This window comes from Streptomyces sp. EDA2-14 (assembly GCF_054963755.1).
On the sequence record NZ_JBUEGE010000034.1, the window covers coordinates 1 to 24298 of the forward strand.

Below are 24298 nucleotides of genomic sequence, written 5' to 3' on the forward strand. Positions count from 1 at the left end.
GAAGACCGTCACAGCGGCCGTTGAGGCGCGTCGTGGCTTCCACCGCGCGTGACAGAGGCACACTAGGGCCTCGCGCCGGAGAGCGACCGACAGCGCCCCGCCACCCCCCGAGGAGAAGCGATGCCCGCACCGAAGACCACGGCCCGACAGCCTGCACCCCTGGCAGCCCTGGACCCTCGTACGGCCGCCGCTCGCCGGTCCGTCGACCGCGCGCTACGCGTCGCTGGCACGATCGCGATGAAGGGTTCCACCTTCAACTCCAGCCTCTGATCTCCAGCCCCGCGGCCCACCCCCCCCATAGCCGCGGGGCTCTCCCATGCGTACCCCCTGTTGCGGCACCCGTGTTCGAGCAACACTTGGACACGGGTGCCAGGCCAAATCGCTATCGACTCGCTCGCGCCCCAGCGCATGCGCCCAGCGAAAGGCAAGGGCAGCTTGATGGCCATGCACGGCGCTTGAATACTGGCAAGGTGAGCAGTGAACCTCCAGACCGGCCTGCCTTCAGCGACGCCCTCGGCACACCGGCGGACCACGCCAGCGAGCGTGAACGTCAGGCCGACGATCGCGACAAGGTTGCCGATGAGCGCGACAAGGTTGCCGATGAGCGCGACAAGGTTGCCGATGAGCGCGAGGCGCTCTCTGACAAGCGCGAACGGGACCTTAACGCCCGAGAAGAGCAAGCGGACCGCTTGGCCCGCCGCATAGGCGAACCGGCGCCCAGCCCAGCACAGCGTTCCAAAGAAGCGAGAACCCGAGCGCGGGCGCTACTCACAGCCAGCGAGGCCAGACTGGCGCGTGCTGATGCTGCTGTGGCTCGCGTGGAAGCCGTCGTGGACCGCGAGCAGCGACTCAAGCAGCGAGAGACCACCATCGATGACCAGTCACTCGACCTCACAAATCCGTTGCAGGAGAGCCAACCGCATGTCCTCGTGCATCAGCTCCACACCGGATACCTGAAGGCAGCAGCCGAGCTGGCCGAAGCACACGACATCGTGGCGCAACATCACGAACTCCTGGCCCTGAGCGAGACGTCAAAGGCGACAGACCATCGACAGCAAGCACGCCGAGCCCGCCAGACGGCACTCCACATCCGCACAGCCGCCCACCAAGCCACCTACCCACCGGATGCTGAAAACTGACGCCGGGTCGCGCCCGTCCGAGGCCCGTCCCGCTTTCCCGTCGCCGCGAGGCTGAGTTCGTCTGTGTAACCCGGTCGGTAGCGGGCAATCGGTGTTAGAGCCCCGCTGTGCATCCCCCGTCGCAGCGGGGCTATCTTGCGCCCCGGCAAGGCCGGCGACGCACGTCGAAGCTACGGCCGAACCTGAACACAGCAGAGTTCTTCTGGCACGGGGGACCGCCCGCGAGCAGCGTCTTCGCGTTCCACAGCCTCGGTACAGCCTGAACACAGTGTCCAGGAGTTGAGTCGACCGTTTCCTTGGGTTGGCTATTCGAGGCGGCGCACTGTCCAGTACGCTGACACAAGGAGTTGACACTTAACGTGACAACTCCGAACGGGTTGCGACACCACTTAAGGTGTCAACGCCGAAGGGCCCAGGCTCGGCGGGTACCAGCCGCCACCACCTAGGCCCTTCAGGATGACGCAGATCAGAGAGCCCGGCCGCCTTCATCCCGGCCGGGCTTTCTGCTGCCACCCGAACCGCAAGCTTCCGCGCGCCCCATCATCGGGCTACCGCCCGATGACCTGCGTCGCACCGTCGATGACCATGAACAGCACCGGCATCCAGTCGAGCATCGCCTGCCGAACCGTCTTCCATGCTGCACAACGAGCGCAAGGCTCACTGTTGTTGATCACCTAGTCCTCCAAGTGGCCCCAGAGTGCCCTGGGTTGAGCCTCCGATCCCTCGTCGGAACGGAGATCTGTGAGGGGCTCACGTGGTGAACTGCGTCCCAGGATAGGACAGTTGTACGCCCTACATGGCGCCAGACCGTCAACTCCTGGACTGCTGAGGCAATCCAACCACTACATCTGGGGTTTGGCCGCAAAATGAGCCCTGGAGCGTGTCGCACGAACGTACGAAGGTCAGGGGTGAACCGCTGCCGCACCCGCCCCGACTCCAGCCCCCTCGCGCACACTCCTTCGAGTGGATCTCAGTGTCCGCAAATCCCGGACACTGACGCGACGTAAGGGTCTCGGAATCCCGGACACTGACGCCCTCTCAGTGTCCGCAAAAACCGAACCCTAGACCCTGGTTAAGGGTTCGGTTTTCCCGGACACTGAACCCCCCTCAGTGTCCGCAAATCCCGGACACTGAACCCCCTTCAGTGTCCGGAAAACCGAGACACTGAACTCCCACCCCCACACCCGAACCCCCAGGTCAGGATCCATCGAGCCGTTCAGTGTCTCGGAATCCCGGACACTGAACCCGCCTGTGTATGTATGTAGTTAGAAGCTCTTCAAGAACACACACACCGCGCGCGCCACGACCAACCCTGCTTGCACTCGCACCCACCCCGTGGCACATTGATCGCCAAGTCCGGCGTGCCCGGACACAGACGCAGCACGAAGCCCCGACCAGACACTGGCCGGGGCTTCGTCGCGTCCGGGCGGCGGCACTGAAGAGCCGGTGACGACGGCAGGCAGCGGGATACGGCAGCTCGCCCGCGCCGCCGCCCACATCACAGCAGCATCACATCGCCTTCACCCAGCCCCCACACCACGGATGATGCATCGTCAACACGCACATCCCAGGGGGGAACCATGCACACCCGCGCCGTCACCGGGCTCATCACAGCCGGACTCCTGCTCGGCACCGTCACCGCATGCAGCACCAGCAGCAGCCCCGAGCCCGCCGTCACCGTCACCAAGACCGTGACCCAACAGCCCGAGGAGGAGCAGGCCGCGCCCAAGAAGGACGGGCCCCTCGCGCTTGGCGACAAGGCCACGTTCACCGGCAGTGGCGTGCACGCCACCGTCCAGGCGCTCGCCTACACCCACACCGAGAAGGGCCCCGAGGCCCCCGGCGCGGAGCTGGGCGGCGACTCATGGGCCACCGCCGAGGTGAAGGTGTGCAACGTCCGCGGCGACGACATCGGCGTCGACCAGACGCCCTGGTCCCTGTCGTACGCAGACGGCACGAGCATGGAGACGACCGGCCTGTCCGGTGGCGACATGCCCAAGCCCGAGTTCCCCATGGACAAGGTCGTGAAGGCAGGCCAGTGCGCGCGCGGCAAGGTCGCCTTCCCCGTGCACGCCAACAAGCGCCCGACCACACTCGTCTACCACCAGGCCGAGAGCACTGACAGCCCCACCGAGTGGACCATCCCCAAGGCGTAAGGAGGTGGCGCCCGTGGCCGGTATCCGCAACGGGCGCCCCTACCGCCGCCTCTGCGCCACAGTCCGAGCCCTCGGCGACCCCTGCTGGCTCTGCGGCCACAACATCGACCCAGACCTCGACCCCCGCGACCCCTGGTCCTGGACCCTCGACCACGCCGTCCCCCTGAGCCGTGGCGGAAGCCTCACCGACCCCGCCAACGCCCGCTCAGCACACCGCCGCTGCAACTCCTCACGCGGCAACCGCATGCCCGGCACACAGCCACTCAGACGCTCACGCAGGTGGTGACTCGATCTCCCCGCTGGGACGATCCCCCTGGACACACACGAAGGTCCACGCCCCCTCGTCGCCCACGAAGTCGCGGACCATCGACGGCGCCACGTCCCGCATTCGGAACGCCTTGATCAGACCGGCCGCCGCGTCCTCCAACGCGTAGCCGGAAGCGCCATGCATGTAGACCAGCACGGCCCCGTCCGCGACGTTCACGCCAGCGACCAGATCAGCCTCAACCGGATCCAGCGGCACCGACGCGTCCATGCCCTCCACCAGGCGGCCGTCCCGCATGATCTGCCACCGCTGAGGCCCGTCGACCGTGCCCCAGTCTTCAGCACGCCACGGCTGCCCGACATAGCGAGCGAACCACTCGGCCACCCGCCTCACACGATCAGAGTCGGCGCCGTACAGCGTGATCTCGACGAGCGCCGGCTCCTCGCTGCTCCCTGCCTCACTCATATCTCCAGCCTGCGCCCAAGCCCGTGACACTGCGACTGGAGACCGCGTGCTGTACGTCGTGACCGGCCCACCCGCCGCAGGCAAGTCCTCGTGGATCCAAGCACGCGCCACACAGCGTGACATCGTCATCGACCTGGACCGCATCGCCCTCGCCCTCGCAGGCCCCGACGCACCCAGCTGGACCCACACCGACACCCTGCTCCGCGTGGCACACCGCGCCCGCTTCGCAGCCATCGACGAAGCACTCAAGCACCGCGAACACGTCGACATCTACCTGATCCACACCATGCCGAGCCGCAAAGCAATCGCGCGCTACGAAAGACTCGGGGGGAAGATCATCACGGTCGACCCCGGCCGCGACATCGTCATGCAACGCATCCGCGACATGCGATCACCCGGCCTCCTCGCCACCGCCACCACTTGGTACCGCCAGCGCAGCCGACTCCCCGCCGCCACCGGACGCCAGGCTTCACGCGACTGGTGATCATGGTGGGGAGGGGGGCCCGACCTCATCGTGAAATTCGGCCGGCGGGCGACCCAAACGCCCTTGGCGCCCGGTTTTGCGCGTGATCATGATCAAAGATCAACGATCTTGGTTTCCGCTATTTCGGCGAAGCGAAGGCCAGCGATTTAGCGAGCCTCCGTAGCCGTCACCCAGAGTGACGCGACCTTGATCGCGAGGGGCGGGGCGGCCGGACTCGAACCGGCGTCCTCCCACATGAGGTGAAGGCGCGACAACCACTGCGCTACACCCCGCCTTGCCCGCGAGCCTATCCGCCAACTCCGCAGCTCGGAAGGGGTGGTTGTCGTGGTCGAGGCGAAGACGCTCGCAGAGATCGAAGTGCTCGGCGTCGCCCAGCTCGCCCCCGGCGTCGTCGAGATCGCGCTGGAGCTCGCCCGCCAGCTCGACGAATGCGACGCTCCGACCTCGGCCGCCGTCGTCGCCCGCGAGCTCCGGGCAACGATGCTGGAGCTGCGGAAGATTGCTCCGCCGAAGGCCGCGGCCGCCGATCCGGTCGACGAGCTGATGAAGCAGCGGAAGAAGCGCCGCGGTGCCTGAGCCGGACGACGACCGCGTGTACGGCGTGCAGCGGCCGCGGATCGAGACCATCCCGCCGTACGTGTCCAGCTCGGGGCAGGAAGCGGTCGAGCTCGCCGCCTCGGCCGGGCTCGTCCTCGACCCGTGGCAGCGCTACTGCCTGGAAGTCGGCCTGGGCGAGAAGGCCGACGGATCCTGGTCCGCCTTCGAGATCGCGATCAACGTCGCGAGGCAGAACGGGAAGGGCGGGATCATCGAGGCCCGCGAGCTCGCCGGGCTGTTCCTGCTCGACGAGCCCCTGATCATCCACAGCGCCCACGAGTTCAAGACGGCGCTGGAAGCCTTCCGCCGGATCGAGTCACTGATCATGAACTTCGATCACCTGCGGAAGCGCGTCGCCAAGGTGCGACGCACGACGGGCGAGGAAGCGATCGAGCTGCTGAGTGGGCAGCGGCTCCGCTTCCTCGCCCGCTCGGGAGGCAGTGGTCGAGGGTTCACCGGGAAGACGCTGATCTTCGACGAGGACATGATCCTGGGTGCGGACGCGATGGGCGCCATGCTGCCGACGCTGGCGGCTGTGAAGGATCCGCAGGTCTACTACTTCGGCAGCGCCGGCATCGGGCCGCTGAGCGAGCAACTGGCCCGGCTGCGGCGCCGTGCGCTCGCCGCCCTGGAGAGCGGTGTGCCGGACCCCTCGCTGGCCTACCTGGAGTGGTCTATCGCCCAGCACGTACGCGAGTGCGCGGCCGGGTGCACCGACCACGACGATCCGGCCGCACCCGAGTCCGTGGCGAAGGCCAATCCGGCGCTCGGCTACCGGCTCAGCCTGGAGCACACGGAGCGTGAACGGGCCACGATGAGCCCGGAGATCTACGCCCGTGAGCGGCTCGGCGTCGGCGAATACCCGGCCGCCGAGGGCGACTCCTGGTCGGTCATCGGGCGGGACGCCTGGGACGCCCTGGAGGACGGAAACAGCGGCCCGCAGGACCCTGTCGCGTTCGCCATCGACGTGACCCCTGAGCGCAGCCACACGAGCATCTGCGTCGCGGGGCCAGCGTCCGGCGGCGGGGTGCACGTCGAGGTCGTCGACAACCGGCCCGGTACCGCGTGGGTCGAGGCGCGGGTCGAGGCCCTGACACGGAAATGGCCGGTCCGCTGCTGGGTCATCGACGAGGCGTCCCCGGCCGGTTCTCTGCTGCCCGCGGTGAAGCGCGCGCTGGTGCGTGCGCTGCTCCCCGAGGGCGAGGAACCGGCCGACGACCCCGAGGACCTGGACGAGGAGCCGAAGCTGGCGGCCCCGATCGCCACGATCAAGGCGCGTCAGTACGCGCAGGCGTGCGGCCAGTTCTACGACGCCGTTGCGGGCGGCCAGCTCGTGCACATCGGGCAGGCCCCGCTCGCGACGGCGCTCGCGGGCGCCAGGAAGCGCGACCTCGGCGACGCGTGGGCGTGGGCCCGGCGCAGCGTCAGCGTGGACATCACGCCGCTGGTGGGGGTGACGAACGCGAAGTGGGGCCTTGAGGCCGAGATCGAGATCGAGGAAGAGGAGGTAGAGCCGTGGGTCGACTACGACTGACCCGTGCCGCGTGGTCCCGCGCGGGCGTGCTGGCGGGGGGCGGGCTGTTCACCGCGGGCATCTGGGTCGGCATCGACCTCGCGGCCGGCCTCATGGTCGGCGGTGTGCTGATCGTGGCGTACTGCCTGCTGCTGACGGACGTTGACGGGCGTCATGACGGGGGTGGCCCGTGACGAGTCTGTGGCGGGCCGCACGTGGCCGCCCCGCAACGCGGGACATCAGCTCGGTCGACGACTACGTCTTGGCGCTCCAGCAGTCGCTCGGGTACGGCGGGTACTCGGCGCTCGGCATCACGCAGACGCAGCCGGGCCAGGCCGCGGAGAAAGCCCCCGGCGACCTGCCCGGCTATGCCCAGTTGTTCGCCACGAACCCGGTGATCTGGGCGTGCATGACGGCCCGACAGTTCGTGTTCTCGGCGCCCCGGTTCCAATGGCAGCGGCTCAACAACGGGGCCCCGTCGCAGATGTTCGGGACGCCTGAGCTGCGGCTGCTGGAAGCTCCATGGCCGGGTGGGACGACACAGGATCTGCTCTCTCGCGTGATCCAGGACGCTGACCTGGCGGGGAACTCGTACTGGACGCGCGACGGCGACGAGGTTGTCAGGATGCGTCCGGACTGGACGTATGTGGTCCTGGAGCGTCGGCAGTTCCGGGGCGGGCACCTCGGCTGGCGCAAGCTCGGCTTCGTCTACCAGGAGCCCGGCGAGGAGCCGGTGCCGCTGCTCGCCGACGAGGTGGTGCACTTCGCCCCGGTGCCCGATCCGTTGGCGACGTACCGCGGCATGTCGTGGCTGACCCCGGTGATCCGGGAGACGCAGAACGACGGGCTCATGGCCCGGCACAAGCAGAAATTCCTCGAGAACGCGGCGACGCCGAACATGGTCGTCCGCCTCGCGCGCGAGGTCTCCCCGGAAGCCTTCGCCAAGTTCAAGGCCAAGATGGAGTCCAACCACCGCGGTGTGGAGAACGCGTACAAGACGCTGTATCTGGGCGGCGGCGCGGACGTCACGGTCGTCGGCAAGGACTTCCAACAGCTCGACTTCGCGAAGGTCCAGGGCGCCGGAGAGACCCGTATCGCCGCGGCCGCCGGAGTCCCGCCGATCATCGTCGGCCTGTCCGAGGGCCTCCAGGCCGCGACCTACTCGAACTACGGGCAGGCCCGCCGCCGGTTCGCCGACGGCACGATTCATCCGCTGTGGCAGAACGCGGCCGGCTCGTTCGCCCCGCTGGTCACTCCGCCCGGCGGCGGCAGCTCCGGCGCGGTGCGGCTCTGGTACGACGCCCGTCAGGTGCCGTTCCTGCGGGAGGACGCCCGCGATGCGGCGGAGATCCAGGGCATCGAGTCCCGGACGATCCGCGCGCTGGTCGATGCCGGGTACACCCCGGAGTCCGTGACGGCCGCCGTGACGGCCTCCGACTGGTCGCTGCTGGTCCACACCGGCCTGTTCTCCGTCCAGCTCCAGCGGCCCGGCGAGACCGGCCGGCCCGTGCTTCCCGCTCCAACCACCGAGGAGGGTTCCTGATGCCCACCCTGAATGCCGCGGTGCGGGAGCTGGAGCGCTCCGCCCCGTTCCAGATGCAGCGCGCCGACGACGGCCAGGGCGACGGTGACGGCCGCACCCTGAACGGCTACGCCGCAGTGTTCGGCGTACCCACCGAAATCAACTCGTGGGAGGGCCAGTTCACGGAGACGATCCGCAAAGGCGCCTTCCGGAAGACGATCCGCGAGCAACAGCCGGTCATGCAGTTCGACCACGGCCGGCACCCGCTGATCGGCTCCATTCCGATCGGGTCGATCGCCGACCTGCGCGAGGACGACGAGGGCCTCTACATCGAGGGCCGGATCTCGGACAACTGGCTGATGCAGCCGATCCGAGATGCCATTGCCGAAGGCTCCGTGTCCGGGATGTCGTTCAGGTTCGAAGTCGTCCGCGAGGAATGGCGCGACGCGGCCGGAAAGCGGCTCCGCCCCGAGGAGGTCCCTGACCTGCTGTGGATGCCCGGCGACCGGGGCCCGCTACAGCGAGAGCTCATCGAGGTGCGGATGCGAGAGCTCGGCCCGGTCGTGTTCCCGGCGTACGGCGGCACGAGCGTGTCCGTACGGGCCCGCGAGGTCGCCGACGACCTGGCGGAAGACGACCGTTCCACGCAGGCGCTACGCCGGTCCCTGGCGCGCGACGCCGTCATGCCGCAGGCCCCCGACGACCCGGAGCTCCGCCGCGAGGTCGCGACCGCGCTCCTCTACCAGCGCCCCGGCCGACTCCCGCGCGGCCAGCACGTCGTCATCGACGTCGGCCGCGACTTCGACCCCGAGCAGGTCGCCATGCAGGTGCGCGACCAGCTCAGGAAGCACCAGCAAGGCGCCGCGCCGCTCCAGGTCCTGGAGCCCGCGGCCGCCGACCGCACCGAAGGCGCGCCGCTCGACGAGCACCCGCCCACCCACAGCACCACCGACGCGCCGCCCGCCCCAGGGCACCCGTCGCCGCCCCCACGCCAGACCGCCCTCCGCGACCAGATCCGCGAGATCACCGCGCTGATGGACGAGCGCCTGGCGCACATCGACGACGCAAAGGAGCAGAGCTGATGGAGCTCTCTCACCCGCAGGCGGTGATCCGCCTTAAGGACATCAAGGCCGAGCTGGAGCGGCTCGGCGAGAAGACCGACCTGTCCGCCGAGGACGAGAAGCAGTTCGACGAGCTGACCCGCGAGTTCGGCGAGGTCGACGGCCACCGCCGGCACCTGGAGCGCAAGGCCGCGCTGGAGCGGGTGCGGTCCGCGTCGAGCGTGACCGAGCGGCGCGCCCCGGCGGCTACCGCGGTCCAGGCCGGGACGCCGTACGGCAGCTCGGGCACGTACGACGCGGACCCGGTCCTCAACCCGGACAGCGTCGAGGACCGGCGGTTCCGCAACCCGTGGGACCTCGGCGAGATGCGCACCTTCGACCGCTCCACGGAGCAGGTAGGCCAGGAGCTGCGGGCCCGGGCTCTGTGCGCCGTCGAGAAGATGGCCGGCGCCAACGACCGCATCCGGTCGGCGGCCACTGACCTCATCGAGGCGTGGGACGACAAGAAGGGTTCGATCGCCCGTATGTGCCTGGCGACGTCGTCGCCTGAGTACATGCGCGCCTGGTCCAAGCTGGCCCGCGGCAAGGGGCACCTGGTGACCCCGGAAGAGCAGCAGGCCATGGAGCGGGCGATGTCGCTCACCGACAGCCAGGGCGGCTACCTGGTGCCGTTCCAGCTCGACCCGACCGTCATCATCACGGCGAACGGGTCGATCAACCAGATCCGCCAGGTCGCCCGCCAGGTCGTCGCCACCGGCGACGTGTGGAACGGCGTCTCCGCCGGTTCCGTGTCGTGGCGGTGGTCGGCTGAGGCGTCGGAGTCGAGCGACAACGCTCCGACCTTCGCTCAGCCGTCGGTGCCGGTCTACAAGGCCGACGGGTTCGTGCCCATCTCCATCGAGGCGATGGACGACGCCGACAACGCCACGACCGAGGTCGGTCGCCTGCTCGCCTTCGGCAAGGACACCCTGGAGGCGGCGGCGTTCATCACCGGTACCGGCTCCAACCAGCCGACCGGCATCGTGACCGCTCTCACCGGCACGTCTTCGATCGTCACCTCGACGACCACGGACACGTTCGCGTCGGGCGACGTCTACAAGACCGACACGGCGCTGCCGGGCCGCTACCGGCCGAACGCGTCGTGGCTGGCCAACCGCGGCATCTACAACGCGATCCGCCAGTTCGACTCCTCGGGCGGGACGAACCTGTGGGAGCGCATCGGCGCCGACGTCCCCCCGATGCTCCTGGGCCGCAAGGCGCTGGAGGCCGAGGACATGGACGGCACGGTCAACGCCACGCAGGAGAACTACGTTGCGGTCTACGGCGACTTCAGCAACTACGTGATCGCCGACCGTATCGGCATGAGCATCGAGTTCCTGCCGCACCTGGTGGGTGCGAACCGCCGACCGACCGGTCAGCGCGGCTGGTACGCCTGGTACCGGGTCGGTGCCGACTCGGTGAACGACGGCGCGTTCCGGATGCTCAACGTCACCTGATCCGCTCGCACTTCGGCCGGAGAAACGTCGGTGGTTCTCCGGCCGTCGGCAATCCCCAAGGGAGTGACCACCATGAGGCAGAGTCTCTACAGCGTGGCGCGGGCCAAGGCGACGCTGGCCGTCGCACTGCGCACGAACGGCACGGTCAACGGCACCACCGTCGACCTGCACGAGAACAAGGACGCATGCCGGTCGGCGATGCTCGTCGTCCACACCGGAACGATCACGGACGGCACGCACGCTGTGATCCTTCAGGAGTCCGACGACAATTCAGCCTGGGGCACGGTGGCCGCCGTTGACCTCCAGGGTTCCGCCCCGTCGGTCACCGCTACCGACGACGACGCCGTGTTCGAGCTGGGCTACAAGGGCTCGAAGCGCTACCTGCGCGCGTCCGTGACCACATCCGGGGCGACGACGGGCGGCACGTTCGGCGCCACCATCGTGCGCGCCTTCCCTCGCCGTACCCCGATCGCGCACAGCTGAGGAGCGACATGAAGCGCTGCACTGAATCCTTCAGCATCTGGCAGGACGGGGCACCGGTGGCCTACACCGCGGGCCAGCTGGTGGAAGACGACGATCTGATCCTCCGCAGTCACGGCCATCTGTTCGCGGGCCTGGAGCCCACGGTGCGGAAGCCGGTCGCTGTGGAGGCGGCCACGGCCGAGCCCGGCGAACGGCGATCGCTCACGCCCGCGAAGTCAGCGCCCCGGAAGACGGGCACGAAGAAGGAGTAGCCGAGTGCCGTACGACCTCGGCGCGACCGCGCGCCTGACCGCGGAGTGCCGGGACCCCGGCGGCACGCTCACCGCCGCGGCGACCGCCGTCGCCACGGTGACGCTCCCCGACGGCACATCCGTCACACCGGCCGTCACGACGGGCGAGACGGGCGTCTACCAGGCCGACCACGTCACCACGCTGCCCGGGCGGCACACCGTGCGCTGGCAGTTCACGGTGCCCGCGCACGCGTACACGGACAGCTTCGACGTACGCGAAGCTGCGCCGCCGGGGCTGCTGTCCCTGGCGGACGGCAAGGAGCACTTGAACATCAGGTCGTCGCGCCACGACGCCGAGGTCCGCGAGTGGATCGAGGCGACGACTCGGTCCGTCGAGTACTTCACGGGCCCTGTCGTCGTCCGCCAGGTCGTCGAGGACCACCGGTTCGGCGCGGCCGCCGAGCTCGCGCTGTGGCAGACGCCGGTCGTCGAGGTCCTGGCCGTCGACTCGCTCGTCACGGGCGGCACGGGCTACGCGGTGGAGGACCTCACCCTGGACGCGATGACGGGCGTCATCGCCCGTCACGACCGGGGGCTACTGCGCGGGCCGCTGCGGTTTACGTACAAGGCGGGGCGGAACATCGTCACGGCGAACATCTCCGCCGCAGCCAAGATCATTCTTCAGCATCTGTGGCGCACCCAGCAGGGCCCCGGGCGGCCGCAGCTCGGTACGGGCGACTTCGACGTCAGCGAGCCCATCCCCGGTCTGGGTTACGCGATCCCGAACCGGGCCGTGCAGTTGCTGGAGCCGGACCGTCTGCCGCCGGGGGTGGGGTGATGGCGACCTCTGCTGTTCCCGGCGCCATCGAGGCGCTGCTGGAGATCCTGCGGGCCGCCCCCGGCATGGCGGGCGTGGACGTCATCGACGGTCCGCCCGTCGGCGACCAGGCCGACCAAGACCTCGTCGCCGTCGGCTGGTCACCTGAGGGGGACCAGGCCGTCGAGCTCACGCAGAACTTCAACTCGGCCGGCGCCCGCTCGCGCGATGAAGACTTCAGCATCACGGGCTGGATCGATTCGTGGTCCGGTGACCTCGATGTGGCCACGGTCCGGGCGCGTGTCTTCGAGCTGTTCGGCGTGATCGAGCAGGCCGTCCGCGCGTCCGGCCCGAACCCGACGGCCCCGACCTTGAACGACGCCGTGTTGTGGGCGCACCTGACGCGCGGGCTGCTGCGGCAGGCGTTGTACGAGCAGGGCGTCAGGGCCAGCCTGGAATTCACGGTCACGTGCCGGGCCCGTATCTGATCCACCACCACCCCGAGGAGTACCCCCATGGCGCGTGTGCGTCTGATTGGGCCTGACCCGGTGATCGTCCCTGAGCTGGACGGCCGGACGGTCGAGCCCGACGAGATTGTCGAAGTGCCTGACGAGCGGTTTGAGGCGTACGTCTGCCAGACGCAGACGTGGGAGCCGATCGAGGAGCCGGGCGCCAAGCCCAAGAAGACCGCGGCGAAGTCGCAGAAGGACGAGGTCTGACATGGCGATCGGATCCGGGCTCGGCGCCCAGCTCAGCATCGGTGCTGAGTCGACGTACGGCACCTACGTGGCGCCGTCGAAGCACATCGAGTTCACCAAGGAGAGCCTCGTCTTGAAGAAGACGACGGCTCAGTCCGCGGGCATCGCGGCTGGGCGGCTGCTGCCGCTGTCGTCCAGGCGTGTGGTCACCCAGCGCGAGGCGTCCGGGTCGGTGGACCTGGAGGTCACCAACAAGGGCATGGGTGTCTTGCTCCAGGCGCTCATGGGCACGACGGTCACGCCGGTCCAGCAGGCTGCGACGGCCGCGTACATGCAGACGCACACGTTGGCCGACACGGCGGGCAAGTCGCTGGTGATCCAGAAGGGCGTGCCCTTGACGACGGGCACGGTCACGGACAAGACCTTTCTGGGCTGCAAGATCACGTCTGCGGAGTTCTCGTGCGAGGTCGGGCAGATGCTCACCGCCTCGTTCGAGTTCGACTGCAAGGACTGCGACGAGACGCAGACGCTGGTGGTCGCCTCGTACGCGGCGATGTCGCCATTCCATTTCGGTCAGATGGCGCTGAAGGCGGGCAGCTTCGGCGCGGAGACTGCGCTCGACGGCATCCGCAAGGTCAGCTTCAAGATCGAGCGCCCGCAGGCCACGGACAGGTTCTACGCGGGCCAGGCCGGGCTCAAGAAGGAGCCGATCAGCAACGACCAGGTGAAGCTGAGCGGATCCATCGAGATGGACTACGTGGCGACCACGCTGGACGACCTGCACACCTCGGACGGTGCAACGAGCCTCGTCTGGGAGTTCATCGGCGCGAACATCGCATCCACGTACTTCGAGACGTTCCGGATCAAGATGCCCGCGATCAAGGTGGACGAGGCGCCCCCGACGGTCGAGGGCTTCGAGGTCGTGAAGCCCACGATCCAGTGGACTGGCCTGTACGACGGCACGAACCAGCCCGCCATCGAGTACATGTCGACCGACGTCACTCTGTAGGTGTGCGATGCGCGAGGTACGCATCCTCAACACCGGCACTCTGCTTGAGCTCCAGAGGCGACTGCGGAGTGCCGGTAACGAGAACCTGCGCTCGTCCATGCAGCGGCGCATCCGCCGCGGGGCCGAGCCGCTCAAGAACGATCTTCAGTCGACGATGCGCGGCCTGAACATCAGGTCCGCCGGCCGTCGTACCCGGCCGGGTGGCCCGTCGCCGACCACACGCCCGCTACGCGAGACGATCGCCGCGGCCATCCGCATCAGCGTGCGTACCTCTGCGGCATCGGCCGGCGCGAAGGTGTGGGTGGACAAGGCCAGGCTCCCGCGCGACTTGAAGAACATGCCGAAGGTCCTCAACGAAGGGCCGCCGCCCGGCCGGGTTCGGCACCCGGTGTACGGCAATCGGTCCCGTTGGGCGAGCCAGTACGTACAGCCGTACTGGTGGGACAACACGGTGCGATCCCACACTCCCCGCATTGAGCGAGAGGTCGCACGCGTCCTGGACGACGTGCGCCGCCGCCTGAGCTGAACTGGAACCCACATGATCATCGAGTACACGCCCAAGGGTGGCGACACCGAGATTCTCGACGCCGGGCGCATGCGCGCGTCCGAGGTGCAGATTATCGAGCGGACCGCAGACATGAAGTGGGCCGCGATCCGCCATGGGCTGCGCGCTGGCGACGTCACCGCGGTGCGCACGGTCGGCTGGGCAGTGAAGAAGCGCAACGAGCCGACGCTGCGCCTGTCGGACTTCGACCCGTTCGAAGACGAGGTGGTCGTCTACCTCGACCGCCGCGAGGTCGAGGAGCTCGCGGCGGAAGTCTTCGCCGAGTTCAAGGACAAGCCGGAGGAATTGGCAGCTGCGTGGATCGAGCTGCGTGACGCGGCCCACGACAAGGAAGCGTGCGAGCAGGCCATCACTGAAGTCAGCGCCCCAAAAGACCCGGCCCCCGAGCCGGAGGCGACGACGGATGGTTCGCCGACCGGCGCATGACCTATCTGCCGTTGTTCGGCCTGTACCTGCACTACACCGCGCGTGATGTCGACGAGCTCACCATCGACGAGTTCGACGGTCTCGCCGCGTGGATCGATCAGCACGAGGCCCGCCTGAAGACGCAGGCCACAACCGAATAGCGGGCCGCGCCCGCCCAAGCAGTAGGGGGCGGGTGTGGCCACGAACCACCTGAACTTCGTTCTCACCGGGCGCGACGAGCTGTCGCGCACGCTGAATCACGCGGGCGACTCTGCGGCCCGTCTGCATCGGCGCCTGGACGACTCCATGCGCCAGAGCACGACGTCAGTGCAGCGGTTCACCCGCGACGCCAACGGCAGACTCAGGGACTTGAACGGGAGGTTCGTCTCCGCAGGCGAGGCGGCCCGACGCATGGGCGGCGGTCTGCCAGCACTCACTGACCGGCTCGACGACGTGGCCGGCGCAGGCAGTAGCGCGGCGACATCGCTCGGCCAGGGTGGCGGCGGGCTCACGGGCGTGATGTATGGCCTGGGCGCGGTCGCTGGCCTGTCCCTGCTGCCGGCGCTCGGCGCGGTCGTCCCGATGATGCTCGGGGCCGGGCTCGCCGCGGGCACCATGAAGTTGGGGCTCGCAGGAGTCAGCGACGCGGTCGAGGCGTCCGGCAAGGGGACCAAGGAGTACAACAAGGCACTCGCCAAGCTCAGCCCCGAGGCGCGCGGCTTCGCCAAGGCCCTGGTGGGGGTCAAGAAAGAATTCTCCGGGTTCGGCAAGGAGATCCAGAAGCGGATGTTGCCGGGCTTCACCAGCGCGGTGATGGAGGCTTCTCCGCTGGTCAAGCTGCTGGGTCGGAACATGGTCGACCTCGGCGGGACGTTCGGCGGACTCGCGAAGCGGGCCGGGTCCGTGTTCCGCGAGTCCGGGTTCCAGAAGGACCTCCAGGCCAACCTGACGCTGGGCAAAAGGTTCATCGTCGACATGGGCACGGGGGTCGGTCAGCTCGGCCGGTCCTTCCTGTCGTTCGGTGCTGCTTCGGCGCCGACGCTGACGGCCCTGTCGACTGGGATCCGCAACGTGCTGGGCCAGGGCCTGCCCGGCATGTTCGAGGGGCTGAAGACCGGTATCGCCGGCAGCGCCTCGTTCCTCGACGGCCTGTTCGGCATGCTGAACAGGGTGTTGCCAGCCATCGGCCGGTTCTCGGGCGAGGTGGCCCGGTCCCTCGGCCCGCTGCTGGGGCAGGCCCTGCAGAATGCGGGACTGTCCACCGCATCGATCCTCGACACTCTGGGTCAGGGTGTGAAAGCGCTGACCCCCGTCTTCAAAGATCTTGGCTTCGGCATGAAGTCGATCATGCAGATCATGCAGATCATCGGGCCTGTCGCCAAGGACGTGGGCTCGGCGATCGTCGGCAGCTTCCTGCCGTCGTTCTCGCAGGTCGACAACGCCAAGGGGCCGCTGCAACGGCTCTCGGACACGATCAACGAAAACAAGATCCGCATCATGGAGTTCGCCCGGCAGGCTGGCGTGGCGTTCCTCTCGCTGGTGCAGAACGGCGTGACGGCCCTGCCCCAGTTGATCCACGCGTTCGGCATCATGTCGGGCGGGATCGTCACCGCGCTGGGCGGCATCCTCCACGCCAGCGCCTCGGCCTTCGGCTGGGTGCCCGGCCTCGGCGACAAGCTGAAGACGGCCGACAAGCGGTTCAAGGACTTCAGCGCCTCGTACATCGCGGGCCTGAAGACCGCCGAGGACAAGGCGAGCGGGTTCGCCGACTCGGTCGCGCCGAAGCTCAGCGCGGGCAAGCTGAAGCTGAACATCAACAACTGGGAAGCGCAGATCCGCGCGGCGAAGGCGCAGATGAAGTCTGTGCCTCCGTCGAAGCGCGCCGCACTTCAGGCGAAGATCGATGACCTTCAGGCCAAGGTGCGTTCGGCCAAGGGGCAGCTTGCTTCGATCAAAGACCGCAAGCCCACGGTCAGGCTCAGCGACATGGCCTCCCGCGCCGCCCGCAACATCGTCGGGGAAATCAGCAGAGTCCAGTCGAAGACCGTCACCATCACCGTCCAGAGGCGCATGCAAGCGGGCCTGGATGCCGTCAGCAGGCTGGCCGGGTTCGCCGACGGAGGCCGCCCGCGCCCAGGCTGGGCGGTCGTCGGTGAAGAGGGTCCCGAGCTGGTGAATTTCGACGGTACCGAGCGGGTGTTCAGCCACAAGGACTCCAAGGCCATGGCCGCGGGCGCCCGCCTCGACTCCCCGTCGGGGATTGGGCTCGCCGCGGGCCAGGGCCTGACGGCGGGGCTGCTCGGCTCGATGGGATCGATCGGCGGGGCCGCGCGCTCGGCGGCCAGCCACATCATCACGGCGATGAAGTCCGAGTTGCAGATCGCCTCGCCGTCCAAGCGGACCAAGGCGCTCGCCAACGACGTGGGCAAGGGCCTGATCTCCGGGCTGACCGGATCCAAGGCCAAGATCAAGGCGACGTCCAAGGACTTGGCGAAGGACATCTGGAGCGCCTTCACGGGGTCGAAGGACAACCGGCTGGTCGCCTACGTGAACAAGCACACGAAGACGCTGACGACGCTGGCCGGGAAGCGCGACAGCATCGCGGCGACGATCAAGCGCGCCAAGGACTTTGCCGAGTCGACCAGGGTCGGCGCCAAGCAGTCGGCGTCCCTGGGCGGGATGTTCGAGAGCCAGGAGGAGGTATCGGCGTCCGGCATCAACAGCAAGTTGCAGCAGCGGCTCGCCAAGATGAAGACCTTCACCTCGTACATCAAGACCCTCCAAAAGAGGGGCCTCAACAAAACGATGTTGAGGGAGATTCTGACGATGGGCCCGGAGGAGGGTTACGCCTACGCGAGCGCGCTCGCGGGTGCCTCGTCGAAGCTGTTCAAGGAGATCAACACCACCCAGTACGGCATCAACTCGCAGGCGGAGAAGCTGGGTAACACGGGCGCCGATGCCCTGTACGACTCGGGCAAGGCGGCGGGGCAGGGCTTCCTCAAGGGGCTGTCCTCGCAGCAGAAGGCGATCGAGAAGAAGATGCTCTCGATCGCCAAGGGCATGGACAAGGCGATCAGGAGAGCGCTCGGCATCAAGAGCCCCTCGCGCGTCATGGCGCAGATCGGTCGCCACACCACCGAGGGCCTGGCCGTCGGGCTCGCCGAGCGCACACCGGTCCTCGACCGCGCGCTCGGCGAGGTCGCTGGCCGGGTCGCCGCGACGCGTCCGGTCCTCGGCCGACCCGCGGTCGCTGCGGGCGCGGGCGGCGGCATGGTCGTCCACGTCGCCATCGGCAACGCGATGGACCCGGTGGCCGTGGCCCGTGAATTCCAAAAGGTGCTGGTCCGGTACGGGCGTGCGCAAGGCACGACCGTGAGCCTGAAGGCGGGGTGATCGCGTGCCGCTGCTCGTCGAAATGGGCTGGGGCGGCCTGGTCCTGGCGCCGACCACGATCACGTGGACGGACATCACCCAGTACACCGATGTGGTGCAGGGGGTGGCCGTCACTCGGGGCGCGGCCGACGAGCTGTCGGAGACGCAGCCCGGCACGGCCACCATCACTCTCGACAACAGCGACGGGAGGTTCACGCCGGGCAACTCGTCGTCGCCGTACTACCCGTTCGTGCGGCGCAACGCGCCGATCCGGATCGCCGCGGCGGTGATCCCGCCGCGCACCGGATCGGCGCCGTACCCGCTCGCGATGCTCGCCGACGACTTCGACGACAACCGGGTCAACACCACGCTGTGGCCCAACAACTACGGCGGCGCGTCCGAGGTCGGCGGCCGGATGCGGATCCCCGTCACCACCGCCGGCACCGCCGCTTTCCAGACGGCCCGAGAGTGGACGCTGACCGGCAGCACTCTCGCGGCCAAGCTGGTCACCTTGCCCACCGTGAACGGCTCGTCGACCGCGACCGCCTCGATGTGGATCAACTCCACCACCAGCGGGACCCGGTTGGGCTGGCGGTACAACGCGGTAACCGGTGTGCTCTCCGCCGAGAGCCAGACGTCGTTCTTCGACGGCAGCGCCGTGAACCTCACCTACTCGGCCATCAACCACATGTGGGTGCGCGTCCGCGAGAGTGCCGGCACCGTCTACTGGGAGACGTCGGGGGACGGCTTCGGCTGGACGGTCCGCCGCTCGCTCACCGCCCCGGCCTGGGTCAACAGCCAGACCCTGGCGATCGAGTTCCCCACGGCCCGGACCGGTGGCACCAACGACTTCGTGGAATGGGACCTGGTCGGCGCCGTCGTCAGGCCGCGCTTCTGGGGCACCGTCAACGAGTTCCCCATCGACTGGGAGGGCCTCTACAGCAAGGTGCAGATCAGCTGCACGGACATGTTCAAGAGGCTGAACAAGATGCCTGCGCTGCGCTCGATGGTTGGCGAGGAGATCCTCGTTGGCAGGCCGTTGGTGTACTACCCGCTCACCGAGGACAGCGCGTCGGCGAGTGCGGGCGACCTGTCGGGCAGCGGGCTCGCCGCCCTGCCCATCACCCAGGCCGGCGCCGCGGGCAGCGGCACACTCGCCCTCGGCAGCACGGAAGGCCCGGCGGAGACAGGCGAGCAGGTGGCCGCGCTCACGCCAGTGTCGGCGACCGCCGGCAAATACTTGACCGCTGACCTGGGCTCGCAGTTCCCCAACCTCATGGGCAACTACCTGGCTACCGAGGTATGGATCCAGACCACCACGGCGAACCGTGCCATCCTCGGATTCCACCGGCCGGATCTCAGCTATCAGCTGGTGATGTCGCTCAACGCGACCGGCGGTCTGCAATTCGAGATGATCTCGGATGGCTTCACCACGACGCTCACCCCGTCCGGGCCATCCAATCTCGCCGACGGCAAATGGCACCACGTGGCCTACGACGAGTACTCCCACACCCTGCGCATCGACGGTGTGGTCGTCGACAGCTCGGTGTTCGCGGTGTCGGTCCGCGACATGCGCGTGCTGCATGTCGGCGGCTACCGCGGCGCCCGCCTGTGGTCGGGAGCGATCGGGCACGTCGGCATGTTCACCGCTGACAGTGTGTCGTTCGGGCCGAGTCAGGCCACCCGCTATGACGCCGGGATGACCGGGCACGTGGGCGAGGCCGCGGACGTGCGCATGCTGCGCCTGGCGTACTACGCCGGGTTCCAGTCGATCACCGTGTCAGGCAGCACCCACGACGCGATGGCCAGCCAGGGCCCTGCGGGCAGCACCGTGATGTCCCGCATGCGGGAGGTCGAGTCGACCGAGAGCGGGAGGCTGTTCGCCGACCGGGACTGGTACGGCCTCACGTACCAGAGTCGTGACGTCAGGTATAACCCGAGCCCAGCGGCGGAGACATTCACGATCGACTACGCCGACCTCGAACCCGGCATCTCACTCGCGGACGACGACCAGAAGCTGGTGAACCAGGTCGAGGCCACGCGGCCCAACGGTGCGACACAGCGGGTGACCGCATCCGCGAGCATCCTGGCGTTCGGCGAGTACCAGCAGGACATGAACATCCTGAAGACCTCGGACAACTCGGTGCTCGACGCCGCGTACTGGCTGGTGTCCCGCTACGCCAACCCGATGCCCGAGCTGCGCGAGGTGCCGATCGAGGCGCACACGCTGTCGTACTACGTCGACATCTTGGACGCAGAGATCGGCTCGTACTTCTCCGTCTACAACCTGCCGAGCCAGGCGCCGTCACCGTCGATGCGGGTCACGGTCGAGGGCTACAGCGAGGTCATCAAGCACAACTCCCACATGATCACCTTCCACACGTCGGCGTCGGCGACCGACTCCGTATGGGTCCTCGATGACCCGGTGTACGGGGTGCTCGGCTCCACGACCCGCCTCGCCTACTGACAGGAGCAGTCTCATGGCGATCGCCGTTGTCCGTGCCGAGAACTACTACGTGCCGCCGCCGCCCATGCCCGCCGATGCCTGGGCGGGCACTCCGCTCGCAGAGCTGGTGTTCGTGTGGACCGAGTACCGGCTGAGCCGACGCGTCAACGTGCCGGACGGCGACCTTGAGGGAGAGCCCGCGCTGTACGCGCGCGTGGACGCCAACCGCTGGCTGGTGCAGTGCGTCTGTGGCTCGGCCGACATCGTCTCCCCGGCCGACCTGCGATGGGCGTGCGTCACCTGCGGCTACGGCTGGGTGCCCGTCATCATGCCCAGCCCGGAGGAGATCACCGCGATCGAGGCCGAGCTGTTGAAGCAGCCCCGCCCGAACAAGCGGTTCTGGTTCCACGCCGACGACCCAGCCAACCCAGACCGGCCGACCGAGGCGCCGATCCCGCCGGTCGAGCCGAGCGAGGTCGGGCAGGAGGTGCAGCAGTGACGTTCGCTCCCCGCACGTGGACGACCGGCGAGGTCGTGACGGCCGCGATGATGAACACCGAGATCCGCGATCAGTTCAACTCGTTCTTCGGTGCCTGGTCGGCGTACACCCCGAGCTGGGGCGCCGACGGCGGGGCCGCCCCGACTCTGGGCAACGGCACGCTGACCGGCCGGTACCTGAAGATCGGACGCACCGTCGACTGGGTCATGCAGCTGACGTGGGGCTCGACCTCCGCGGCCGGCGGTGGCGGAGGCGGCGAGAACTGGTGGTTCGGCCTGCCCGCCGCGCCCGCCTCCGGGTTCACACAGCGCATCGTCCAGGCCGACGCTCTCAAGTCCTCGAACTCCTCGCACTACGCGGGCACCGCCATCTACAGCACCCTCAACAGTGGCTGTGTGAAGTCGTTCGTCGACCAGCTCGCCACTGCAAGCGCCCCGATCTGGGACAGCGTCGCTCCGTTCGTGTGGGCCGCAGGCGACGTCCTGTACGCGTCCGGCCGCTACGAAGCCGCCAGCTAGCCCGCCCAACACCCCGCCGCCCCGTGCCATCTGGCCGGGGCTTTCGTCATGTCTGGAGCCCTCATGGCAGCAGAGATCCACCCCGCCACCCAGGCGGTGCTCAGGCACTTCAGCTACGACCATCTGCCCGCTCACCTCCAGGAGGTGAGCAAGCCGTTCCACGACCTCGCCCACGACCTGGCCGGGAAGCTGTCCGGCCCGGAGCTCACGACCGCGCTCGGGCACCTCTTCGACGCGAAGAACTGGGCGGTCGTCGCCGGCATGCACTGCATTCAGGGGGTGAACGGCTGATGGCTTCCCCACTGTCCGCGAGCCGCTTCCTCAAGGCGCTGCGCGACGAGGGCCTGGTCGTCGTCGAGGTCGGCGACTGGCAGCACCACAACCGTGCCGGGCACGGGGCCTGGGGCCCGGTCAACGGCGTGATGATCCACCACACCGTCACCAAGGGAACCGCGGCCACGGTCGCGATCTGCCGCGACGGACACAGCAACCTGCCGGGCCCGCTGTGCCACGGTGTCATCGCCAAGGACGGCCGCGTGCACCTCGTCGGCTACGGCCGCGCCAACCACGCGGGCCTCGGCGACGACGACGTGCTGCGCGCCGTCATCAACGAGACCGCGCTGCCCGGCGACAACGAGGCGAACACCGACGGCAACGCCCGCTTCTACGGCTTCGAGTGCGAGAACCTCGGCGACGGGAAAGACCCGTGGCCCGCCGCGCAGCTGCTCGCCATCGAGCAGGTCGCGGCCGCGATCTGCCGCGCGCACGGCTGGAGCTCGCGCTCCGTCATCGGCCACCTGGAGTGGCAGCCGGGGAAGGTCGACCCCAAGGGCTTCGCCATGTCCTCGATGCGCACGCGGATCGCGAAGCGGCTCGGCTCGGATGCGCCGGCAGCGCCGCTGCCCGAGCCGACGCGTCCGGTCGTCGACCTGTCGCAGCTCGTCGCCGCGGCGCGCTCGAACCCGAAGGCCGCGGGCCAGCCGGTCACGTACGCGGGAGTCCGCACGGTCGAGGTGGCGCTGGTCGACGAGGGCCTGCTGTCGAAGTCGTACAGCGACGGGCACTACGGCACGACCACGGTGACCGCATACGCGGCCTGGCAGCGCCGCTGCGGCTACTCCGGGGCAGACGCCGACGGCATCCCCGGCAAGACCACGCTCGTCCGTCTCGGGTCGAAGCACGGCTTCGACGTGAAGGAGTAGCCCATGTTCACTGTCGCGTTCTGGAAGGCCGCCTCTGAGCGGGCGGTACGGACCGGCGCTCAGGTCCTCGTCGGCTCGCTCGGCCTGGACCAGCTCGGCCTCATCCACGCGAATTGGAGCGAGGGCCTGGCCCTCGCCGGCGGGGCTGCGGTACTCGCTGTACTCACGGCCGTGGCTACGCCAGACGGGCCTGGCCTGACGGAGAAGATCGAGTGACGCCACCGGAATCTACCCAGGTGGCAGTCGAGTTGGAGCGTCTGCGCGGCGCGGTCGACACCGGTTTCGCGACGCTGAACGGTCGGCTCGACAACGCGCTGCAGCGGGCCGACCAGACCGAGAAGGACCTGGATGAACTGAGTCAGCGCGTCGCCGCGCTGGAGCGGTCCCGGTGGCCGCTGCCCTCGATGGCCGCGCTCATCAGCGTGGCCGCGCTTGGGGTCGCCGCGTACGAAGCCCTCGGTCGGTGATTCAGTCCAGGGCTGGCACCGCACTTAGGCGGCGTCGCCCGGGGCGGCAGGCCCTGTCGCTCTGGGCGTTCGTTGCAACGTTCGGTCCGTGCTCTCGATGCCTTGGTGTATTGCCAGTGTTGAGCTGGGCGGTCGGGCGTTCCTCGCTGCTGTGCGAGGTGGCACGTGAAGCGATGGACCATTCGGTGACAAGATTCGCATACACGACGCGTTGTTCATCGCTGAGCCATCCGCCAGAGGCCAGCATGAGGCAGCGGATCTGTTCGTTGAGCTCCTCAACAGACCGCATTCCAGTGGTGGGTTGTGTGGCGGACATGTGCAAAATCGTAGCGATGGCCGCCAACTCTTGGCCATAGCGTAACCAGACACGCATGCGCCGATACCCGCCGCGATCTGCCAGCCACGCACCCGTGCCGCGGAAGCCACAGATGCCGTGATCATCCAACCCGTGCCCGCCTCGCTTTAGAGGTCGTGTTCTCCCGTTGTTTCATCCCGTGATGCGGCTTTGATGTGCTGGTGTCGGGTCGCTCCACGAGATGGTGTTCTCGCCTTCGAGCAGAGCGCAGCCGGCGGCGGAGTCCTGCAAGTTGGCCGCAGTGGCCAGCACGGCCAGGAGAGCGGTCTCATCCGCCTGTGAACCACACGGGAGGAATGGCTTCAAAGGCGGTCAGTCGACGCCTGAATCTCCGCGTTCCGCTCGGACCTACCGTGTCGAGAATTCCACCAACTCCACACCGCGTGCCCGATAAGGAGCACGGCGACACCTACCGCGATCACGCGAATCGAGTTCCAAGTGGCTGCAACGATCGAACCTTGCGATTCCACCTCTACAGCTAGCCGTTGAGATGTCTCGAAGAAAGCAATCAGTGGAATAAGCAGGCGGAACGGG

The 24298-nt window shown here is 68.3% G+C and carries 29 protein-coding genes and 1 tRNA gene; 27 read left to right on the forward strand and 3 right to left on the reverse strand.

The window, feature by feature from the left end; translation table 11 throughout:
* The first annotated feature begins 470 nt into the window (after window positions 1-470).
* Window positions 471-1139 (forward strand): hypothetical protein, encoded by a 669-nt coding sequence (locus ACY34M_RS40840; protein ID WP_462723762.1) that lies wholly within the window; start codon window positions 471-473, stop codon window positions 1137-1139.
* 548 nt (window positions 1140-1687) lie between these two features.
* Here the strand turns inward: ACY34M_RS40840 and ACY34M_RS40845 are convergent.
* The gene (locus tag ACY34M_RS40845) at window positions 1688-1813 is read right to left on the reverse strand and encodes a hypothetical protein (RefSeq protein ID WP_462723763.1); all 126 of its coding nucleotides are present in this window, start codon (window positions 1811-1813) and stop codon (window positions 1688-1690) included.
* A 906-nt stretch (window positions 1814-2719) separates the two neighbouring features.
* Between ACY34M_RS40845 and ACY34M_RS40850 the strand changes: the two genes are divergently transcribed.
* Entirely contained in the window at window positions 2720-3295 is a 576-nt protein-coding gene (locus tag ACY34M_RS40850; protein WP_462723764.1) for a DUF4352 domain-containing protein, read from the forward strand.
* Between the two features lie 13 nt (window positions 3296-3308).
* Complete coding sequence (locus ACY34M_RS40855) at window positions 3309-3581, forward strand: HNH endonuclease (RefSeq protein ID WP_462723765.1); 273 nt, start codon at window positions 3309-3311, stop codon at window positions 3579-3581.
* On the opposite strand, the gene ACY34M_RS40860 is transcribed toward ACY34M_RS40855, so the two are convergent.
* Window positions 3567-4025, reverse strand: coding sequence for a hypothetical protein (locus tag ACY34M_RS40860; protein WP_462723766.1), 459 nt, complete (start codon window positions 4023-4025; stop codon window positions 3567-3569). The two genes, ACY34M_RS40855 and ACY34M_RS40860, sit on opposite strands and share 15 nt — an antisense overlap.
* A 46-nt stretch (window positions 4026-4071) precedes the next feature.
* Between ACY34M_RS40860 and ACY34M_RS40865 the strand changes: the two genes are divergently transcribed.
* Entirely contained in the window at window positions 4072-4509 is a 438-nt protein-coding gene (locus tag ACY34M_RS40865) for an ATP-binding protein (protein WP_462723767.1), read from the forward strand.
* A 199-nt stretch (window positions 4510-4708) separates the two neighbouring features.
* Here ACY34M_RS40865 and ACY34M_RS40870 read toward each other — a convergent pair.
* Window positions 4709-4781: transfer RNA gene (locus ACY34M_RS40870), tRNA-Ile, on the reverse strand.
* A gap of 52 nt (window positions 4782-4833) precedes the next feature.
* Between ACY34M_RS40870 and ACY34M_RS40875 the strand changes: the two genes are divergently transcribed.
* From ACY34M_RS40875 to ACY34M_RS40985, 23 genes are all read left to right on the forward strand, one after another.
* Window positions 4834-5085, forward strand: coding sequence for a hypothetical protein (locus ACY34M_RS40875; protein WP_462723768.1), 252 nt, complete (start codon window positions 4834-4836; stop codon window positions 5083-5085).
* Entirely contained in the window at window positions 5078-6640 is a 1563-nt protein-coding gene (locus ACY34M_RS40880) for a terminase (RefSeq protein ID WP_462723769.1), read from the forward strand. Before ACY34M_RS40875 ends, ACY34M_RS40880 begins: the two co-directional genes overlap by 8 nt.
* Window positions 6622-6813: a hypothetical protein gene (locus ACY34M_RS40885; protein WP_462723770.1), complete on the forward strand. Its 192-nt coding sequence runs from the start codon at window positions 6622-6624 to the stop codon at window positions 6811-6813. Before ACY34M_RS40880 ends, ACY34M_RS40885 begins: the two co-directional genes overlap by 19 nt.
* A complete protein-coding gene (locus ACY34M_RS40890) occupies window positions 6810-8162 on the forward strand; it encodes a phage portal protein (RefSeq protein WP_462723771.1) in 1353 nt (450 codons plus the stop codon). Before ACY34M_RS40885 ends, ACY34M_RS40890 begins: the two co-directional genes overlap by 4 nt.
* A complete protein-coding gene (locus ACY34M_RS40895; protein WP_462723772.1) occupies window positions 8162-9223 on the forward strand; it encodes an HK97 family phage prohead protease in 1062 nt (353 codons plus the stop codon). Before ACY34M_RS40890 ends, ACY34M_RS40895 begins: the two co-directional genes overlap by 1 nt.
* Window positions 9223-10698, forward strand: a complete 1476-nt coding sequence (locus ACY34M_RS40900; protein ID WP_462723773.1) for a phage major capsid protein — start codon at window positions 9223-9225, stop codon at window positions 10696-10698. The genes ACY34M_RS40895 and ACY34M_RS40900 overlap by 1 nt, the downstream gene beginning before the upstream one ends.
* A 72-nt stretch (window positions 10699-10770) precedes the next feature.
* A complete protein-coding gene (locus ACY34M_RS40905) occupies window positions 10771-11181 on the forward strand; it encodes a hypothetical protein (protein WP_462723774.1) in 411 nt (136 codons plus the stop codon).
* Between the two features lie 8 nt (window positions 11182-11189).
* Window positions 11190-11432, forward strand: a complete 243-nt coding sequence (locus tag ACY34M_RS40910; RefSeq protein WP_462723775.1) for a hypothetical protein — start codon at window positions 11190-11192, stop codon at window positions 11430-11432.
* A 4-nt stretch (window positions 11433-11436) separates the two neighbouring features.
* Window positions 11437-12249: a hypothetical protein gene (locus ACY34M_RS40915; RefSeq protein ID WP_462723776.1), complete on the forward strand. Its 813-nt coding sequence runs from the start codon at window positions 11437-11439 to the stop codon at window positions 12247-12249.
* A complete protein-coding gene (locus ACY34M_RS40920; RefSeq protein ID WP_462723777.1) occupies window positions 12249-12716 on the forward strand; it encodes a hypothetical protein in 468 nt (155 codons plus the stop codon). The genes ACY34M_RS40915 and ACY34M_RS40920 overlap by 1 nt, the downstream gene beginning before the upstream one ends.
* A gap of 27 nt (window positions 12717-12743) precedes the next feature.
* A complete protein-coding gene (locus ACY34M_RS40925; RefSeq protein WP_462723778.1) occupies window positions 12744-12947 on the forward strand; it encodes a hypothetical protein in 204 nt (67 codons plus the stop codon).
* 1 nt (window position 12948) lies between these two features.
* Complete coding sequence (locus ACY34M_RS40930) at window positions 12949-13935, forward strand: phage tail tube protein (protein WP_462723779.1); 987 nt, start codon at window positions 12949-12951, stop codon at window positions 13933-13935.
* A gap of 7 nt (window positions 13936-13942) precedes the next feature.
* Window positions 13943-14461, forward strand: coding sequence for a hypothetical protein (locus ACY34M_RS40935; protein WP_462723780.1), 519 nt, complete (start codon window positions 13943-13945; stop codon window positions 14459-14461).
* A gap of 12 nt (window positions 14462-14473) precedes the next feature.
* Window positions 14474-14926 carry a hypothetical protein gene (locus ACY34M_RS40940; RefSeq protein WP_462723781.1) on the forward strand — a complete coding sequence of 151 codons (453 nt, stop codon included), beginning with the start codon at window positions 14474-14476 and terminating at the stop codon, window positions 14924-14926.
* A complete protein-coding gene (locus tag ACY34M_RS40945) occupies window positions 14923-15066 on the forward strand; it encodes a hypothetical protein (protein WP_462723782.1) in 144 nt (47 codons plus the stop codon). Before ACY34M_RS40940 ends, ACY34M_RS40945 begins: the two co-directional genes overlap by 4 nt.
* Window positions 15067-15100: 34 nt before the next feature.
* Window positions 15101-18298 carry a hypothetical protein gene (locus ACY34M_RS40950; RefSeq protein ID WP_462723783.1) on the forward strand — a complete coding sequence of 1066 codons (3198 nt, stop codon included), beginning with the start codon at window positions 15101-15103 and terminating at the stop codon, window positions 18296-18298.
* 4 nt (window positions 18299-18302) lie between these two features.
* Window positions 18303-20744, forward strand: coding sequence for a hypothetical protein (locus ACY34M_RS40955; RefSeq protein ID WP_462723784.1), 2442 nt, complete (start codon window positions 18303-18305; stop codon window positions 20742-20744).
* A 13-nt stretch (window positions 20745-20757) separates the two neighbouring features.
* Entirely contained in the window at window positions 20758-21222 is a 465-nt protein-coding gene (locus ACY34M_RS40960) for a hypothetical protein (RefSeq protein ID WP_462723785.1), read from the forward strand.
* Entirely contained in the window at window positions 21219-21740 is a 522-nt protein-coding gene (locus ACY34M_RS40965) for a hypothetical protein (RefSeq protein WP_462723786.1), read from the forward strand. Before ACY34M_RS40960 ends, ACY34M_RS40965 begins: the two co-directional genes overlap by 4 nt.
* Window positions 21741-21803: 63 nt before the next feature.
* The gene (locus ACY34M_RS40970) at window positions 21804-22031 is read left to right on the forward strand and encodes a hypothetical protein (protein ID WP_462723787.1); all 228 of its coding nucleotides are present in this window, start codon (window positions 21804-21806) and stop codon (window positions 22029-22031) included.
* Window positions 22031-22942 carry an N-acetylmuramoyl-L-alanine amidase gene (locus tag ACY34M_RS40975; protein ID WP_462723788.1) on the forward strand — a complete coding sequence of 304 codons (912 nt, stop codon included), beginning with the start codon at window positions 22031-22033 and terminating at the stop codon, window positions 22940-22942. Before ACY34M_RS40970 ends, ACY34M_RS40975 begins: the two co-directional genes overlap by 1 nt.
* 3 nt (window positions 22943-22945) lie before the next feature.
* Entirely contained in the window at window positions 22946-23158 is a 213-nt protein-coding gene (locus ACY34M_RS40980; protein WP_462723789.1) for a holin, read from the forward strand.
* Between the two features lie 20 nt (window positions 23159-23178).
* Entirely contained in the window at window positions 23179-23409 is a 231-nt protein-coding gene (locus ACY34M_RS40985) for a hypothetical protein (RefSeq protein WP_462723790.1), read from the forward strand.
* The last annotated feature ends 889 nt before the right edge of the window (window positions 23410-24298 follow it).

What these genes read in the sequence shown, in the direction of transcription:
- ACY34M_RS40980 (WP_462723789.1), top strand. Translation starts at nt 22,946, where the DNA reads ATGTTCACTGTCGCGTTCTGGAAGGCCGCCTCTGAGCGGGCGGTACGG.
- ACY34M_RS40920 (WP_462723777.1), top strand. Translation starts at nt 12,249, where the DNA reads ATGGCGACCTCTGCTGTTCCCGGCGCCATCGAGGCGCTGCTGGAGATC.
- ACY34M_RS40910 (WP_462723775.1), top strand. Translation starts at nt 11,190, where the DNA reads ATGAAGCGCTGCACTGAATCCTTCAGCATCTGGCAGGACGGGGCACCG.
- ACY34M_RS40970 (WP_462723787.1), top strand. Translation starts at nt 21,804, where the DNA reads ATGGCAGCAGAGATCCACCCCGCCACCCAGGCGGTGCTCAGGCACTTC.
- ACY34M_RS40940 (WP_462723781.1), top strand. Translation starts at nt 14,474, where the DNA reads ATGATCATCGAGTACACGCCCAAGGGTGGCGACACCGAGATTCTCGAC.
- ACY34M_RS40850 (WP_462723764.1), top strand. Translation starts at nt 2,720, where the DNA reads ATGCACACCCGCGCCGTCACCGGGCTCATCACAGCCGGACTCCTGCTC.
- ACY34M_RS40925 (WP_462723778.1), top strand. Translation starts at nt 12,744, where the DNA reads ATGGCGCGTGTGCGTCTGATTGGGCCTGACCCGGTGATCGTCCCTGAG.
- ACY34M_RS40935 (WP_462723780.1), top strand. Translation starts at nt 13,943, where the DNA reads ATGCGCGAGGTACGCATCCTCAACACCGGCACTCTGCTTGAGCTCCAG.
- ACY34M_RS40860 (WP_462723766.1), bottom strand. Translation starts at nt 4,025, where the DNA reads ATGAGTGAGGCAGGGAGCAGCGAGGAGCCGGCGCTCGTCGAGATCACG.
- ACY34M_RS40975 (WP_462723788.1), top strand. Translation starts at nt 22,031, where the DNA reads ATGGCTTCCCCACTGTCCGCGAGCCGCTTCCTCAAGGCGCTGCGCGAC.
- ACY34M_RS40905 (WP_462723774.1), top strand. Translation starts at nt 10,771, where the DNA reads ATGAGGCAGAGTCTCTACAGCGTGGCGCGGGCCAAGGCGACGCTGGCC.
- ACY34M_RS40945 (WP_462723782.1), top strand. Translation starts at nt 14,923, where the DNA reads ATGACCTATCTGCCGTTGTTCGGCCTGTACCTGCACTACACCGCGCGT.
- ACY34M_RS40930 (WP_462723779.1), top strand. Translation starts at nt 12,949, where the DNA reads ATGGCGATCGGATCCGGGCTCGGCGCCCAGCTCAGCATCGGTGCTGAG.
- ACY34M_RS40900 (WP_462723773.1), top strand. Translation starts at nt 9,223, where the DNA reads ATGGAGCTCTCTCACCCGCAGGCGGTGATCCGCCTTAAGGACATCAAG.
- ACY34M_RS40960 (WP_462723785.1), top strand. Translation starts at nt 20,758, where the DNA reads ATGGCGATCGCCGTTGTCCGTGCCGAGAACTACTACGTGCCGCCGCCG.
- ACY34M_RS40895 (WP_462723772.1), top strand. Translation starts at nt 8,162, where the DNA reads ATGCCCACCCTGAATGCCGCGGTGCGGGAGCTGGAGCGCTCCGCCCCG.